The sequence below is a fragment of the Limnothrix sp. HT2024 genome, from assembly GCF_059138625.1.
In genome coordinates this window covers 1,734,371-1,748,279 of sequence record NZ_CM181121.1, presented here as the reverse complement: position 1 = coordinate 1,748,279, position 13,909 = coordinate 1,734,371, and the positions used below count along the sequence as shown (strand labels likewise).

Here is a 13,909-nt window from a genome sequence, read left to right as displayed (position 1 = left end):
ATTCGTCTCGCCAAAGACCGATCTTAGTCCTGGGTTTGTTCAATCTTTCATCGATTTAGTTGGAGCCATGGCCGGACATAGTAAATGGGCAAACATTAAGCGCCAAAAGGCCCGGGTGGATGCGGTGCGCGGCAGTGTCTTTACCAAGCTGTCGCGGGAAATTATCGTGGCGGCGCGCAGCGGTGCGGATCCTACCGGTAATTTCCAACTGCGGACAGCGATCGACAAAGCCAAAGCGGCCGGCGTGCCCAATGCCAACATCGATCGGGCGATCGCCAAGGGGGCCGGTCGGCTGGCGGGGGAAGGGGCCGAGCTGGAAGCCATTCGCTATGAGGGCTATGGCCCCGGTGGCGTGGCCGTGCTGATTGAAGCCCTCACGGACAACCGCAACCGCACCGCTGCTGACCTGCGCGTGGCCTTCAGCAAAAACGGCGGCAACCTGGGGGAAACCGGCTGCGTGGGTTGGATGTTTGAAAACAAGGGCGTGGTCACCATCGTGGGCGAGGCGATCGAGGAAGATGCGCTGCTGGAAGCCTCGATCGAGGGGGAAGGGGAATCCTATGATCTCTTTTCTGGTCAAGATCAAAAGGGGTTTGATCTCGTGGGGTTTGAAGTCAAAACAGCCCCCGATAACTTGGAAAATTTGGAATCGGTGCTGAAGGCGCGTGGATTTCGGGTGTGGCAATCGGAAACCCGTTGGTTTCCCACCAACACGGTCGCCGTGACCGATCACGATCAGGCCAAAGCCCTGATCAAAATGATGGACACGATCGAAGACCTAGACGACGTGCAAAGTGTCGCCACCAACTTTGAAATGACCGACGACCTGATGGCGGAAGTGATGGCTTAGGCGATCGGCCCCAGCATCGGGGCGATCGCAGGCGAGCATGGGCGATCGCAGGCGAGCATGGGCAATCGCTCAGGAGCTGGACTAGCCCCCATAGCCGACCCGATCGAACTGTTCGATCCACTAGCCCGTAGCCCTAAAGCCTCTAGTCCTAGTTTTTCATTTGGGACTCTTCCCGAGGGGGCAACGTCGCCAACAGCACCAGGCAGTTTTTGCCATCCACCTGCAACCGATATTCCACCCGATCCATCAGCCGGTTCAAAATCAACCAGCCATAGCCATTTTCCTGCTTGGCTTCCGGCACTGGTGGCAGGTAATTATCCAAACTGAAGCCCTGGCCACGATCCCAAATCTCGATCGCCAGCTCCCGATCCTGCACCTCCACCGACATTTCCACCGGCAGGTGGGGGCGATCCTTGTGGGCATGGCGCACCACATTGGAATAGGCCTCCGCCAACACCAACCGCAGACGGTTCGACTGGCGGGCCCAATCCACTCGATCGCCTAGCTCAATTTCCAGGGAACCGAGTAACCACTGCTCAACAATGGTTAGAAACTTCAAGTTGCTTGGGACTTGGATTTCAGTTCTCATCGGTTTACAGAACCTCCAGCAGCAGTAGGGTCTGGTCGTCTTCTTGCTCGTCGGGCGCAACCTGTTGCAAGGTCGCCAACAAGCGCTTGAGATCAAACGGGCTTCCTTGTTGCTTCAACAGTTCCCACAGGCCCTCCTGTTGCAACATTGAACCGTTCACCAAACTTGTTCCCGGGAGTTGTATGTTCGCCACTGTTGCTTCCGTAATTCCGTCACTGGCCATCAGCAGAGCCTCCCCTGGCTCTAGAGTCTGTTCCCCCCCCGTACCTTTCCACTCCGGCAAGATACCCAGCGGCACTCCCCGCGCCTTGAGATAGGTTGGCTCAATTTCCTTGAGATCGCCACCGGCCAGGACTTTTTCCTGAACCACCTGGGGCGACCAAACCACGGGGTAGACGTGACCCGCGTTGGCATAGCTCAAGCGTCTTGTGCTGGGAGTGTAGCGTGCTAGGGCAATCGTAATGAATCGATTGCTATTAAACAAATTTTCAAACAGGGCCCGATTCAGCCGCCGAATCGCTTCATCCGGCTCCGGAGACTCCGCCCGAGCCAGTTCTTGGCGTAAAACAGAGATCGAACTGGCCATAAATAGGGCCGCCGGAACCCCCTTTCCGGACACATCCCCAACCGCTAACCACACATCCCCCTGAGGATGGATAAAGACTTCAAAAAAGTCGCCCCCCACCTCGCGCGCGGGCTGACATTCCGCCTGCACACGCACCCCGAGTACTTCTGGCCAATGTTGGCGCAACAAGTCCGCTTGCACCTGCCGCGCCACTTCCAACTCCATGCGGAACTGCTGGGTTTGGGCTTCGGTGCGCTGATACAGGCGGGCTTGGGAAAGGGCCAAGGCCGCCTGTTCCGTCAGCTCCGAAATCAACGCCACTTCATCGGTTTGCCAGCCGGGTTGTCCTTGGCGCACCAGGGACAACAGGGCCAAACATTCCTGTTGATAGACCAAGGGGATGAGCAACTCATCGATGGCTCCCCCTGGGCTATCGCTGCCATCGGTGTTGACTTGGGTTTGCTGAATGGTCAGGTGCTCCAGGGCCGCTTGCACCGGATCCCGCAATTGCCCGTCTTCGTGGGTCAGGCTCCAGTCATCCCGATCGAGTGGGTAGCGCCGGGGTTCCCCCTTGGCTTGCCCCCCTTCCACGGGCTGCAACAAGGCGCAATGGGCGTTCAGGGTGGTGGTGATGGTCTGGGCAATGGTGGGCAACATGCTGTCGTAATTCAGGGATTCCCGAATTGCGCTCATCATGGCGTTAAACAGAGATTCGCGGCGTAGGGCCCGGTTTAACTCGTTCGTGCGGCGCTTAACCACACGATAGGTTTCGGCCGCTTGGTTCACGACGGATTTGAGTTCGTCGGGACTCCAGGGCTTTGTAAGATATCGGAAAACTTTACCGGAGTTGATGGCTCCTACGAGGTCTTCTACGTCGGTGTAGCCGGTCAGAATAATGCGGATCGTGTCGGGGAATCGATCGACGGTTTTGCTCAAAAACTCAGTGCCGTTCATGCCCGGCATCCGCTGGTCTGAGACGATTACGGCCATTTCCCCGTCGCGATCGAGCACTTCCAAGGCATTGAAACCACTGTCAGCCTTATAAACCGCGAAGTCGCGACGGAAGGTTCGATACAACAAATCGAGGTTATCCGGTTCGTCATCAACCACCATCAATTTGAGTTTTGTTTCTGCTCTTGGTGTGGTTTGGACGACTAAGCTCATCGCGTGCTCCACTTGCACTGCTGGACAGGGTTGGCGAGGGTCGTGGGGGTGACCCCAGGGATGGGGATGGGCATCGGGTTAGGTTTTTGCAAACAAGGTTACCCGATCAACAAAGGGAGCTAGTTTTTATTAATTAGCCCTTTCGATTCTGGCGACCATGATCCGGTTGATCGCACCATCCCTGAGTGAGGAATGGGCCCCTTCCAAGCTGGGAAGAGAATTGATCCTCGGGACTGGTGTAGCGATCGATACAAGTGGGCCAAGGCTCACTCGGGACAAGGGGGGAATTCCCACGTTCTACCCTAGCCTACCTGATGTGCTGAAACACTGGGCGTGAAATCCTAGACACAAACCGACTGATTCAGCCCATGCCCTAGCCGTTGACCAGCCCATGGCCAAATGCGCTGGCTAAGCAACTGGCTGCGTGACTGGCTAGTTTTTACCCAATTTGGGCTGGAGGAATCATTTGGCTGGAGGAATCACTGAGTTTTGAATAATCCTGTTCAACAATCCTTTGGTTGCCGAGAAATTCCAGCAGCCTCCAAAGAAAAATACAGAAAAAGTCCAAAAGAAATCCATTGGCATTGATTAGGCTAGATTCTTTCCGCGATTCGCAATTTTGCGGATCGAGATCGAGCATTTTGGCCAATTTCAGCATCGCTGGGGCAAATGGGCTTTTTGGTGATCACTTTGAGTTGGGTTGATTCTCGCAGCCGGTGCTTCACAATTCGATCCTCAAGGCTGTGGAAGCTGATGACGGCAAGGCGGCCCTGGGGAGCGAGCCAATGGGAAGCCCGATCGAGCAGGGTTTCCAAAACCGCCAACTCTTGGTTCACCACAATCCGCAGGGCCTGAAAGGTGCGGGTGGCGGGATGAATTCGTCCATGGCGATATTTGCCAGGCACGCAGCGGGCGATCGCGTCGGCTAGTTCGAGGGTGGTTTGGAAGGGTTGCGTTTGTCGTTGCTCCACGATCGCCCGAGCAATCCGCCGAGATAATCGTTCTTCACCATAGGTATAGATCGCATTGGCCAGGGGCACTTCTTGCCAATGGTTCACCACGTCGGCGGCGGATTCCGTGAGCCGATCGTCCATGCGCATGTCCAAGGGGCCGTCGTGGCGAAAGCTGAAACCCCGATCGGGCTGGTCAAACTGCATGGAGCTAACGCCCAAGTCTGCCAAAATGCCGTCAAATTGCTGATGACCAGGGTTGAACTGTGCAAAATTGCTGCGCACGAAGGTAACCCGATCGCCCCAAGGGGCCAACCGTTCCCGCGCGATCGCTAAGGCGCGATCATCACAATCAAGGCCCACCACCCGCACCGCTGGATCGGCCGCCAGCAGGGCCGCCGTATGGCCCCCAGCACCCAGCGTGGCATCCAGATAGCAGCCGCCCGATCGGGGTTGCAGACCCGCGATACATTCGTCTCGGAGCACGGACAGGTGGCCCCAGTCGATCGACTCAGCGGGGAGCGCCTCTGCCCCCGATCGGCTCCCGTGCATTGATTTATCAGGGCCAGGCTCCACAGAATCAGACTCCACAGGGCCAGGCTCCACAGGGTCAGACGCAACGGGACTAGGCTCAGGGGCAGAACTCGCGGAACTCATAGCAAACATCGGCAAGGCAAACATCGGCAAGGTGCAACATTGGCGGCCACCGGGCTGAGGCCAAGGCAACCAACGGAGTTCCATTATCCGCCCGGGTGGGAACTCGCCGATCGCGGGTCGATCGCGCCTAGTCAACCGCTGCCGGGCGTAAGTCAAGATTTCCAGACCGATCGGCCCTCAGGCTCCCAATCAGATCTAGCAAGCCCTTGGTTTCCTCCTCTACAATCAACCCAACCTTTAACGGCGATCCCTACCATTCCCTTCATTGGATTTGCCGTTAAAGCCATTGTTTAGGAGCAACCACCGTGAGTCCCCAAGCCCTCGCTGATCCCACCTCGATCGCCCCAGTTGCCTTCTCCACCGAGGCCTTTGACGCAGCCGTCATGAAAACCTACGGCCGCTTTGCGATCGCCCTTGAGCGCGGCGAAGGTAGCCGTGTTTGGGACACCGAGGGCCGCAGCTATCTGGACTTTGTGGCGGGCATTGCCACCTGCACCCTGGGCCATGCCCACCCGGTGATGACCAACGCCGTGAGCCAGCAGATTCAAAAACTGCATCACGTTTCCAATCTTTACTACATCCCGGAGCAAGGGGCGTTGGCGGCCTGGTTGGTGGAACATTCTTGCGCCGATCGGGCTTTTTTCTGTAACTCCGGAGCCGAAGCCAACGAGGGCGCAATCAAACTGGCCCGCAAATATGCCCACACGGTGTTGGGCATTGATGAGCCGGTGATCCTCACGGCCCACGCCAGCTTCCACGGGCGCACCCTGGCCACCATCACCGCCACCGGCCAGCCCAAATATCAAAAGAACTTCAGCCCCCTGGTTCCGGGGTTTGAATATATTCCCTACAACGACATTGCGGCCTTGGAAGCGACGATCGCCCGCTTGGAAACCAACGGCCCCCGCGTTGCTGCCATCATGCTGGAAGCGCTCCAGGGAGAAGGGGGCGTGCGTCCGGGCGATCGGGCTTATTTCCAACGGGTTCGGGAAATTTGCGACGATCGGGGCATCTTGTTGATTCTTGATGAAGTGCAAGTGGGCGTTGGCCGCACGGGGCAACTGTGGGGCTACGAAAACCTGGGCATTGAGCCGGATATTTTCACTTCCGCCAAGGGTTTAGGCGGCGGCATCCCGATCGGGGCCCTGCTGTGCAAGGCCAAGTGCAATGTGTTTGAACCGGGTGACCACGCCAGCACCTACGGCGGCAATCCCTTTGCCTGTGGGGTGGCGATGGCCGTTTGCCAAACGGTTGGCGCACCGGGCTTTTTGGACAATGTGCGCGATCGGGGCGAGCAATTGCGGGCGGGTCTGAAGGCCCTGGCGGTTCAATATCCCAACTTGATTGCGGAAGTGCGCGGTTGGGGTCTAATCAACGGCCTGGTGCTGAAGGAAGATGCGGGCCTCAGCTCGATCGATTTGGTCAAAACCGCCATGGCCGCCAGTCTGTTGCTGGTGCCGGCCGGGCCGCAGGTGGTGCGATTTGTGCCGCCCCTGATTGTCACTGCTGCCGAAATTGATGAAGCGCTGGCCGCCATCACCCAAGCGATCGCCACCTTGCAAGCGGCCTAGGGCGATCGGGCTGGCTATGCCGATTGCGCGAATTGCGTCAATTTGATGAGTTGATTTGATTAATCGATTGGATTCAACAGGGCGATCGGGCAACAAGCTTGCTTCGTCCATACCCAATGATCCAAATGATCTAATCTGGCGGGATAGGCATGGCTTATCCCGTTTTTGTTTTTTTGATTGAACGAACCCAGAGCCTGATCAGTAACTCAAGTTGGTGGCTAAAGTGGCTAGAACCGACCGCCAAAATTTGCTAACAAGCCTGTCGCCAAATTTGCCGATGAAATCTGCCAATAAAATTTGCTAACACGGTGTGGAGGCTCAAGCAGCCCCTGACTCAGTGGCCCATCATCCAACAGCCGAAATTCAGCGGTAGCCCCTCGGCCGAGGCCTTTTAGCCGTCGTGATTTGCCTTTGCCAGCAGGCCAGCCCCTCCGCGATCGCATCTTGCAAAAATTCCCATGAAAATCATTAAGAAAATTCTGGCGGGCAGCTTTCTCACCCTGGGCGGCTTCTTTTGGCTGGTCGCTCTTTTGGTTCCGTTGTCGCCCTTGGAACCGGGACAAACCGTTGCCGATCGGGAGCGCGAAAACCAAAGCGCTATTTTGGGATGTGTTGTCTTTGGTGCGCCCTTTGTGGCGGGTGGTGGCTGGCTGCTTTGGGATCTTAAAAAACAACATCAAACACAACAAAAAAATCAAGAGCGCCAACAACAGGAACAGCTACGCCAATGCCTGATGGAGTTGTTAGCTGAAGGACAAGGCCAGGTCACCCTATTTGAATTTGCCATGCGATCGGGCTTGGAGGCCGATCGGGCCCGCGCCTATCTCGATCGCATGTCGATTGAATTTGGGGCAGAATATCAAATTGGGCAGCAGGGAGAAACGCGGTACTTTTTCCCGACCAGTCACCATTAATTTCAGAATTGCAGAATTAACCTTAAATTCCAGATTTCAGATCGCAAATTCCAGATCGCAAATTCAAATCATAAATCCAGTTCCAAATTCAATTTCCGGAGATGTCTAAAAAGCACCATTAATCTTTTGCCAGCTCCCGAGATCGCCGAAGGCAAGGGACTTAAGCCCCTTGTTTCAAAGATTACCGATTCTTGATTTTGTTGTCTCTAGGATTGCTGGTTTTTATTATTCCCAAGATTGCTGGTTTTTAGCTCGGTACTGGGAAGCACTGTTCAGCTTGTTCAAATTGGCAAGATTGTTCAAATATTCTCTCAAAATGGTTTTCTACTACATCACGCTCAACAAGGATGAGGAAGCTCGCCAAATCAGTCGAGACCTCTTTGCCCAAAAATTAGCAGTCTGTGCCAACTGGTTCCCAATCACTTGTGCCTATGTTTGGGAAGGTGAAATTTGTGAAGAGCCGGAAATTGTTCTAATTGTAAAAACCCAAGCGGGCTATCGATCGCAAATTGAATCCGTGATTCAGTCTCATATTACGTATACTAATTGCATTGCTGAATGGGTTCCCAATGGGGTGAATTCAGAATTCCAAAATTGGCTCAATTCCGTTGTGCCTTTTGCCAGTTCCTCAGAGCCTGATTCCTTAGATTAGGCCTTTAAAAATTTCAGAAATTAAAGATTCAAACCAAGATCAGGTCATGAAATTGCTTGTTCAATCACTTCCCCTTTTGCCGACCGCAATGGGCATTGCCACAATTTTGAGTCTTGCGATCGCCCCGCCGAGTTCAGGGCAATCCCTTGGAGCCAATTGTTTTGGCACAATTCGCGGTAATTCAGCGGTGAATTTGCGATCGGGCCCGGGCACTCAATTCCCGATCGTAGATCGAGTCAATCCGAGCAGTACGGTGATTTTGCTCAACGACGCGAGTGAGCGGTGGGAACCCAATCCCCTGACCCGCACCGATGGCCAGGGCAATCAGTGGCACATGGTCACCAAGTCCCGATCGGGTCAAGGCGAGATCGTGCCGCCTCATCGCCGGGCCTGGATCCGCGAAGACCTGATGAGCATTAGCTGTCCGCCCTAGGGAAGCCAGCGATCGAGCGATTGCACATAGTTAACCACCGTTGCTCCGGCAATTTGTTCGGCGGCTTGGGCAGCGGGGGCGCTGGGTTCTTGGCTCGCCGCACCGTTGGATGGAGCTGCGGCGGAATCGGCGGGAACCGAGGGGCGATCGCTCGGCGGCTCCACAAAGGTAACCACGACAATTTTGGGATCGTTGGCGGGGCCCGCAGCCACGGCCCAAGCGCCGATCGGTTGGTCGCTTTGCCGCACCAGGCTGTGGGTGGCCAACCAGCCGATCGCGGCGTTGGGTTGGGGTGGGCGATCGGGAGGCTGGCTCGCCTCGGGGGCGGGGAGGCTGCTGGTGCGCGGTTGCAGGGCCGATCGCAACAACTCCAAGGTGCTGGGCTGCAATCCCAAAAACTCCCGGCTGACCTGGGCCGATCGATCCTTGACCAAATGGGGTTGCACCCGATAGCCACCATTCACCGCCACGGCGGCCATCACGGCAATTTGCAGGGGGGAGGCGGCCATTTCGCCCCGGCCCAAGGCCAGATTCACCCCCTCGCCCAAATACCAGCGGGCTTGCACCGATTCCCGTTTCCAAAGGGCTTCCAAGCTGGGGCCCGGATCCTCATCCTCGGCCAGTTCAATGCCCGATCGCTGGCCAAACCCAAACCGACGGGCCCAGGCGATCGTGTTGGTGCTATCCAGCCGGAGCGCCACTTGCTCAAAAAATGCATCACTGTCTTGGGTGTCTAACTTGCCCAAGGCCTCTCGAAAGTTGAGGGTGACAATGCTCGGCCAGGTGACCTTGGTAAATTCCGCCCAGGGCAACCCACCGGGACGACTGCGGCGATCAATCCGCCACCGTTGATGAAGGGCCATTTGCCCCGACTCCAGCGCCGCCACAGCGGTAATCCATTTGAACAACGCACCCGGACGAATGGCTTTCAGGGCCCGGTTGCCCCCTTGACCCGGGTTGGGCCATTGGCCGGCCATGGCCAAGACCGCGCCATTGTCCGGATCCAGGGCAACTGCGGCCCCGCTGACTCCGTTAATCAGCCCCTCCAGGGTTTGTTGCAGCGGTAAATCTAGGGTCAGGCGAACCGGCGTGGGTGGTTCCGTGGGCTTGCGGGCCAACACGCGCACGGGCAGACCGTTGCGATCGAGTTCCACTTGCTCGCCCCCGGACTGGCCCCGCAGTTGGGCCTCCAGGGCCGATTCCAAGCCCGATCGCCCAATCAGATCGCCCGATCGGTAATCTTGCAGCGGCTCCAGGCGATCGACCTCCGCCGCGTTCACCTCCCCCACCTTGCCCAAAATGGTCTGGGCGAGCTGTCCATGGGGATAGTCGCGCTCCGCCTCGGGCTGGATTGCCAGACCGCGCACTTGGGTGGCCAACTCCGCCACCGTGGTCATTTGCGAAGGGGGCAACCCCCGGGCCAAGCGCACCAATACGGGCGATCGCCAACCGGCCTGCTCCAGTCGTGCCAGCAGTTCCGACTCCGGCCGCCCCAACACTCGGGCCAACTCCGGCAAAATGGCCCGCCACTCTTGCGGCGATTGGGCCACGGGCCAAGCCATGGCCGAAATTGAGGGGCGATTATCCACCAACACCCGCCCCGATCGATCCAGCAGGGCAGCCCGGGTTGGCAGGGTTGGCATCAGTCGAATTCGGCTGGCCGCCGCCAATTGTCGATAGCGCTGTCCTTCCACCAGTTGCAGATAGGCCAACCGGCTGCCAATGCCCCCCAACAACACCACGGCCACAATCAAACACCCCAACGGCTGGTAGCGCCGCCCGATCGTCCGTTCCGGCTGCTGATCCAATTTGGGCGAGTTGGGGGGAGGCGATGCGACCATGGAACGACAACAGCCCAGCGCGGGCGCAGCGAAGAGGGCTAATTGATGAGGACTAATAAGGGCGATTTAATCAGCTTGCCACAGACTGCTCCCGCAGACCGCCGCCGATGGAGTTCATCGCAAAACCCGAAATAGTCGGCATAGAATAGGGCAAGATTTGTTCAATTCCCGTTGTCCAGTTCCCGTTGTTCAGTTCCCGTTGTTCAGTGACGAAGCTCAAACCTGAGGTTCGATCACCCATGAACCGCCAGGTTTGAACAACTGCCCCAGAACAACCACCCTGGAACAATTGCCTCGATGGTCTTTCAATCCCCGGCAGCATCACCGGCCATGTCCCAAACCGCAATCCGAGCCAGCCAGGCGATCGAAACCGATACCCAACTGGATGTCGAGTTACGAAAAGTCTTCAAAGTCTATAACGGCGAAACCGCTGTGCGCGGCGTGGATCTCCACATCGGGCGGGGTGAGTTTTTCAGTATTTTGGGTCCCTCCGGTTGCGGCAAAACCACCACCCTGCGCCTCGTGGCTGGCTTTGAGCAACCTTCGGCCGGCGAGGTGCTGGTTAGGGGGCAATCGATGCTGAATGTGCCTCCTTACCAGCGCCCCGTCAACACCGTGTTTCAAAGCTATGCGCTCTTTGGACACATGACCATTTGGGACAATGTGGCCTTTGGTTTGCGGATCAAGCGCTGTGGCAAGGCGGAAACCGAGGAGCGGGTAAACGAGGCCTTGGCTCTGGTGAAGATGGAGAAATTCGCCCGGCGCTACCCCAACCAGCTATCGGGCGGTCAACAACAGCGGGTGGCCCTGGCGCGGGCCCTGGTGAACCGACCGGCGGTGCTGCTGTTGGATGAACCCTTGGGCGCGCTGGACTTGAAACTGCGAAAGGAAATGCAGATGGAATTATCCACCCTGCATCGGGAACTGGGGTTGACCTTTGTGATGGTGACCCATGACCAAGAGGAAGCCCTCAGCCTGTCCGATCGAATCGCGGTGATGAATGAAGGCCGCGTGGAACAGGTGGGCAGTCCCAGCGAGATTTATGAGTCGCCGCGCACGCCGTTTGTGGCGGACTTCATTGGGGATACGAATCTGTTTCGAGGCCGGGTAGCGGAGTTCGATCGCACCGGCAGCGCAATTGTGACCGACAGCGGCATGAAGCTGGTGGCGGCCCCCAGCGGCGATTGGGCGGGCAGCGCGGGCGAGGCGGCGGCCGTGAGCGTGCGCCCCGAGAAAATTCAAGTTAGTCTTTACCCGCCCGATCTAGCGGTGAACTGCTTTGAGGGCTGGTTGCAGAACGTGATGTACCTGGGAACCCATGTGCATTACGTGGTAGAACTGCGATCGGGCGATCGGTTAACGGTCATGCAGGTGAATACGGGCGGCGAATTGCCCGCCCTCAAAACCCCCATTTACGCCTATTGGTCAACGGCCGATGCCCTGGCCATGCCGGCAGCCTAGGGCAAAGGGGGGCTAATCAACCATTCCCAAGGTACTCACTCTCAAAGTACTGATTCCCAAAGCATGGCCTAGCCAGCGCTCTAACCAACCTTGCTTTGATTATTCATGGCTTCCGTTGCCCCTTCTCGTCGTGCCCTTTCCCGTCGTGACTTCTTGCGCCGCACTTCGGTGGCGGCCGCTGGCCTGGCCATGACGGGCTGTGGCTGGCGCTTGGCCCAGGTGCGGCCATCGCCGGGCGCAGTCGGGGATCCTTCCAAGCTTTATATCTACACCTGGGCTGGCTACACCGATGAGCTACTGATCGCTCGGTTCCAAAAGGAAACGGGCCTCTCGGTGGTGGTGGATATTTTTGATTCCAATGAGGTGATGTTGGCCAAGCTGCAAGCGGGCGGCGGCAGTCAGTACAGCATCATCTACCCCTCCGATTACATGGTGCGGCAGATGCGAGAGCGTAATCTGTTGCGGGAGTTGGATCACGATCGCCTGCTTGGGTTGCAGGATTTGCTGGAAACCTACCAAAATCCCAGCTATGACCCCAACAATGGCCACAGCGTCCCGGCCGCTTGGGGCACAACGGGCTTGATTTATAACCGGCAACGGGTCGATCGCCCGCCAACGGATTGGGAATTTCTGTGGGCCAATCGGGCCCGCCTCCAGCGCCAGGTGACGCTGTTTAATGATCAGCGGGAAACCATGGGCTTGGCTTTGCGCCGGTTGGGCCATTCCTACAACTCCCAGGATCCCGATCAAATTCGCCAGGCCTACGAGGCGTTGCGGGAACTGCGACCGGCGATCGCCCAATTCACCACGGATGGTTGGAAAGACCGGATTTTGGCGGGGGATTTAACGATCGCCATGGGGTTTTCCTCCGATGCGATCGAGGCGATCGAGGAAAACGACCAGTTGGGCTATGTGATTCCCGCTAGCGGTTCCTCCCTCTGGACGGACACGATGGCGATCCCGATCAGTGCGCCCAATGTGGAAGCGGCCTATGCTTGGATGAATTTCACGTTGCAGCCGGAGGTGGCCGCAGGCATGACCCAGCGCCTGAAGTTTGCCACCGCCAGCCGCCGGGCGATCGAACAGTTGCCGCCGGATTTAGTGCAAAATCCCAGCCTGTTCCCGTCGCAATCGGTGCTCGATCGCTGCGAAGGCATTGCCCCCGTGGGCGCGGCCACCTCCCTTTACGATCGCTACTGGACTCAGCTAACCAGCGGCTAGGGCCGAGCAAGCCTTAATGACTGTTAATTGAATGTTAATTGAAGCTGTTCACGCCAACTGCCCTAACCCTTGAACTATTTTTGCTGATTAGCCCTAACAAGCCCTATGACCCCCGCTAGCCCCGCTAACCCGATCGTTGAGGCTCCCGCCCCCAAACCCCGCCGTTGGGTTGGCCCTTGGGCGCTGTTGGGGCCGCCGGGCCTGTGGCTGTTGCTGCTGTTGGTTTTGCCGGTGCTGGTGATTTTTGAACTCAGCCTGGTTCCCGGCATCAAACCCGGCGACTTGGTGAACCCCTCGGGGATTGACAACTACCTGACGGTGTTTCAGCCCATCTATCTCCAAGTGATTGGGCGCACCCTGTTCTACGCGATCGGGACAACGGCGGTTTGTTTGCTGTTGGGGTTTCCGGTGGCCTACTGGTTGGCGCTGATGTCGCCCAAGCGGTGGCAAAACCTGCTGTTGGTGGCCTTTACGCTGCCCCTGTGGACTTCTTCGCTGCTGCGTTCCTACGCTTGGATTACGATTTTGCGACCCACAGGCGTGTTGAACTCCCTGTTGGGACTGGTGGGGCTGCCGGGTCTGGATATTTTGAACCAAACGCCCGCCGTGCTCCTGGGGATGGCCTACAGCTTTTTGCCCTATATGGTGCTGATTCTGTACTCCTCTCTGGAAAAGCTCGATCGCCGATTGTTAGAAGCAGCGGCAGATCTGGGGGCCACCCCGATCGAGGCCTTCTGGAAAGTGACCGTTCCCCAAAGCTTACAAGGCATTGCCGCCGGTTCGTTGTTGGTGCTGATCACCAGTTTGGGCGACTTTGTGAACCCGGAATTGCTCGGCGGGGCCTCCAGCATGACGGCTTCCCGGCTAATCTATAACCAGTTTCTGGGTGCGACCCAAAATTGGGGCTTTGGTTCGGCTTTGAGTATGCTGATGATCCTGGCTGTCAGTTTGGGGATTGCGTTGCTCATTCGCTACGGTGATGGCCGCCCCGCTGCCTAGGATGTTTGGGGATGCATGATGGTGCAGTGGTTCGTTTGTCTT

General features: G+C 57.3%; 12 protein-coding genes. 8 read left to right on the top strand and 4 right to left on the bottom strand.

Annotated features, from left to right (window positions below; all coding sequences use genetic code 11):
- Positions 1-67 precede the first annotated feature (67 nt).
- Positions 68-850, top strand: coding sequence for a YebC/PmpR family DNA-binding transcriptional regulator (locus AC2IAX_RS07045; protein WP_494389929.1), 783 nt, complete (start codon positions 68-70; stop codon positions 848-850).
- 148 nt (positions 851-998) lie between these two features.
- Here AC2IAX_RS07045 and AC2IAX_RS07040 read toward each other — a convergent pair whose 3' ends face one another.
- From AC2IAX_RS07040 to rsmH, 3 genes are all read right to left on the bottom strand, one after another.
- Positions 999-1,439: an ATP-binding protein gene (locus AC2IAX_RS07040; protein ID WP_494389928.1), complete on the bottom strand. Its 441-nt coding sequence runs from the start codon at positions 1,437-1,439 to the stop codon at positions 999-1,001.
- A 4-nt stretch (positions 1,440-1,443) separates the two neighbouring features.
- Positions 1,444-3,168, bottom strand: a complete 1,725-nt coding sequence (locus AC2IAX_RS07035; protein WP_494389927.1) for a SpoIIE family protein phosphatase — start codon at positions 3,166-3,168, stop codon at positions 1,444-1,446.
- Positions 3,169-3,761: 593 nt separating this feature from the next.
- Positions 3,762-4,670: a 16S rRNA (cytosine(1402)-N(4))-methyltransferase RsmH gene (gene rsmH / locus AC2IAX_RS07030; RefSeq protein WP_494390311.1), complete on the bottom strand. Its 909-nt coding sequence runs from the start codon at positions 4,668-4,670 to the stop codon at positions 3,762-3,764.
- Between the two features lie 410 nt (positions 4,671-5,080).
- On the opposite strand from rsmH, the gene AC2IAX_RS07025 reads away from it, so the two are divergent.
- The 4 genes from AC2IAX_RS07025 to AC2IAX_RS07010 all read left to right on the top strand — a co-directional run bounded on the left by AC2IAX_RS07025 (position 5,081) and on the right by AC2IAX_RS07010 (position 8,345).
- Positions 5,081-6,346, top strand: a complete 1,266-nt coding sequence (locus AC2IAX_RS07025) for an aspartate aminotransferase family protein (RefSeq protein WP_494389926.1) — start codon at positions 5,081-5,083, stop codon at positions 6,344-6,346.
- A gap of 458 nt (positions 6,347-6,804) precedes the next feature.
- Complete coding sequence (locus AC2IAX_RS07020; protein WP_099534553.1) at positions 6,805-7,260, top strand: hypothetical protein; 456 nt, start codon at positions 6,805-6,807, stop codon at positions 7,258-7,260.
- A gap of 316 nt (positions 7,261-7,576) precedes the next feature.
- On the top strand, positions 7,577-7,912 hold the full coding sequence (gene cutA, locus AC2IAX_RS07015; protein WP_494389925.1) for a divalent-cation tolerance protein CutA: 336 nt from the start codon (positions 7,577-7,579) through the stop codon (positions 7,910-7,912).
- Between the two features lie 88 nt (positions 7,913-8,000).
- Positions 8,001-8,345 carry an SH3 domain-containing protein gene (locus AC2IAX_RS07010; RefSeq protein WP_494389924.1) on the top strand — a complete coding sequence of 115 codons (345 nt, stop codon included), beginning with the start codon at positions 8,001-8,003 and terminating at the stop codon, positions 8,343-8,345.
- On the opposite strand, the gene AC2IAX_RS07005 is transcribed toward AC2IAX_RS07010, so the two are convergent.
- Complete coding sequence (locus AC2IAX_RS07005) at positions 8,342-10,186, bottom strand: penicillin-binding transpeptidase domain-containing protein (protein ID WP_494389923.1); 1,845 nt, start codon at positions 10,184-10,186, stop codon at positions 8,342-8,344. The two genes, AC2IAX_RS07010 and AC2IAX_RS07005, sit on opposite strands and share 4 nt — an antisense overlap.
- A 330-nt stretch (positions 10,187-10,516) precedes the next feature.
- On the opposite strand from AC2IAX_RS07005, the gene AC2IAX_RS07000 reads away from it, so the two are divergent.
- The 3 genes from AC2IAX_RS07000 to AC2IAX_RS06990 all read left to right on the top strand — a co-directional run bounded on the left by AC2IAX_RS07000 (position 10,517) and on the right by AC2IAX_RS06990 (position 13,867).
- Positions 10,517-11,647: an ABC transporter ATP-binding protein gene (locus AC2IAX_RS07000; protein WP_494389922.1), complete on the top strand. Its 1,131-nt coding sequence runs from the start codon at positions 10,517-10,519 to the stop codon at positions 11,645-11,647.
- 105 nt (positions 11,648-11,752) lie between these two features.
- Positions 11,753-12,868 carry a polyamine ABC transporter substrate-binding protein gene (locus tag AC2IAX_RS06995; RefSeq protein ID WP_494389921.1) on the top strand — a complete coding sequence of 372 codons (1,116 nt, stop codon included), beginning with the start codon at positions 11,753-11,755 and terminating at the stop codon, positions 12,866-12,868.
- Positions 12,869-12,973: 105 nt separating this feature from the next.
- Positions 12,974-13,867 (top strand): ABC transporter permease, encoded by an 894-nt coding sequence (locus AC2IAX_RS06990; RefSeq protein WP_494389920.1) that lies wholly within the window; start codon positions 12,974-12,976, stop codon positions 13,865-13,867.
- The last annotated feature ends 42 nt before the right edge of the window (positions 13,868-13,909 follow it).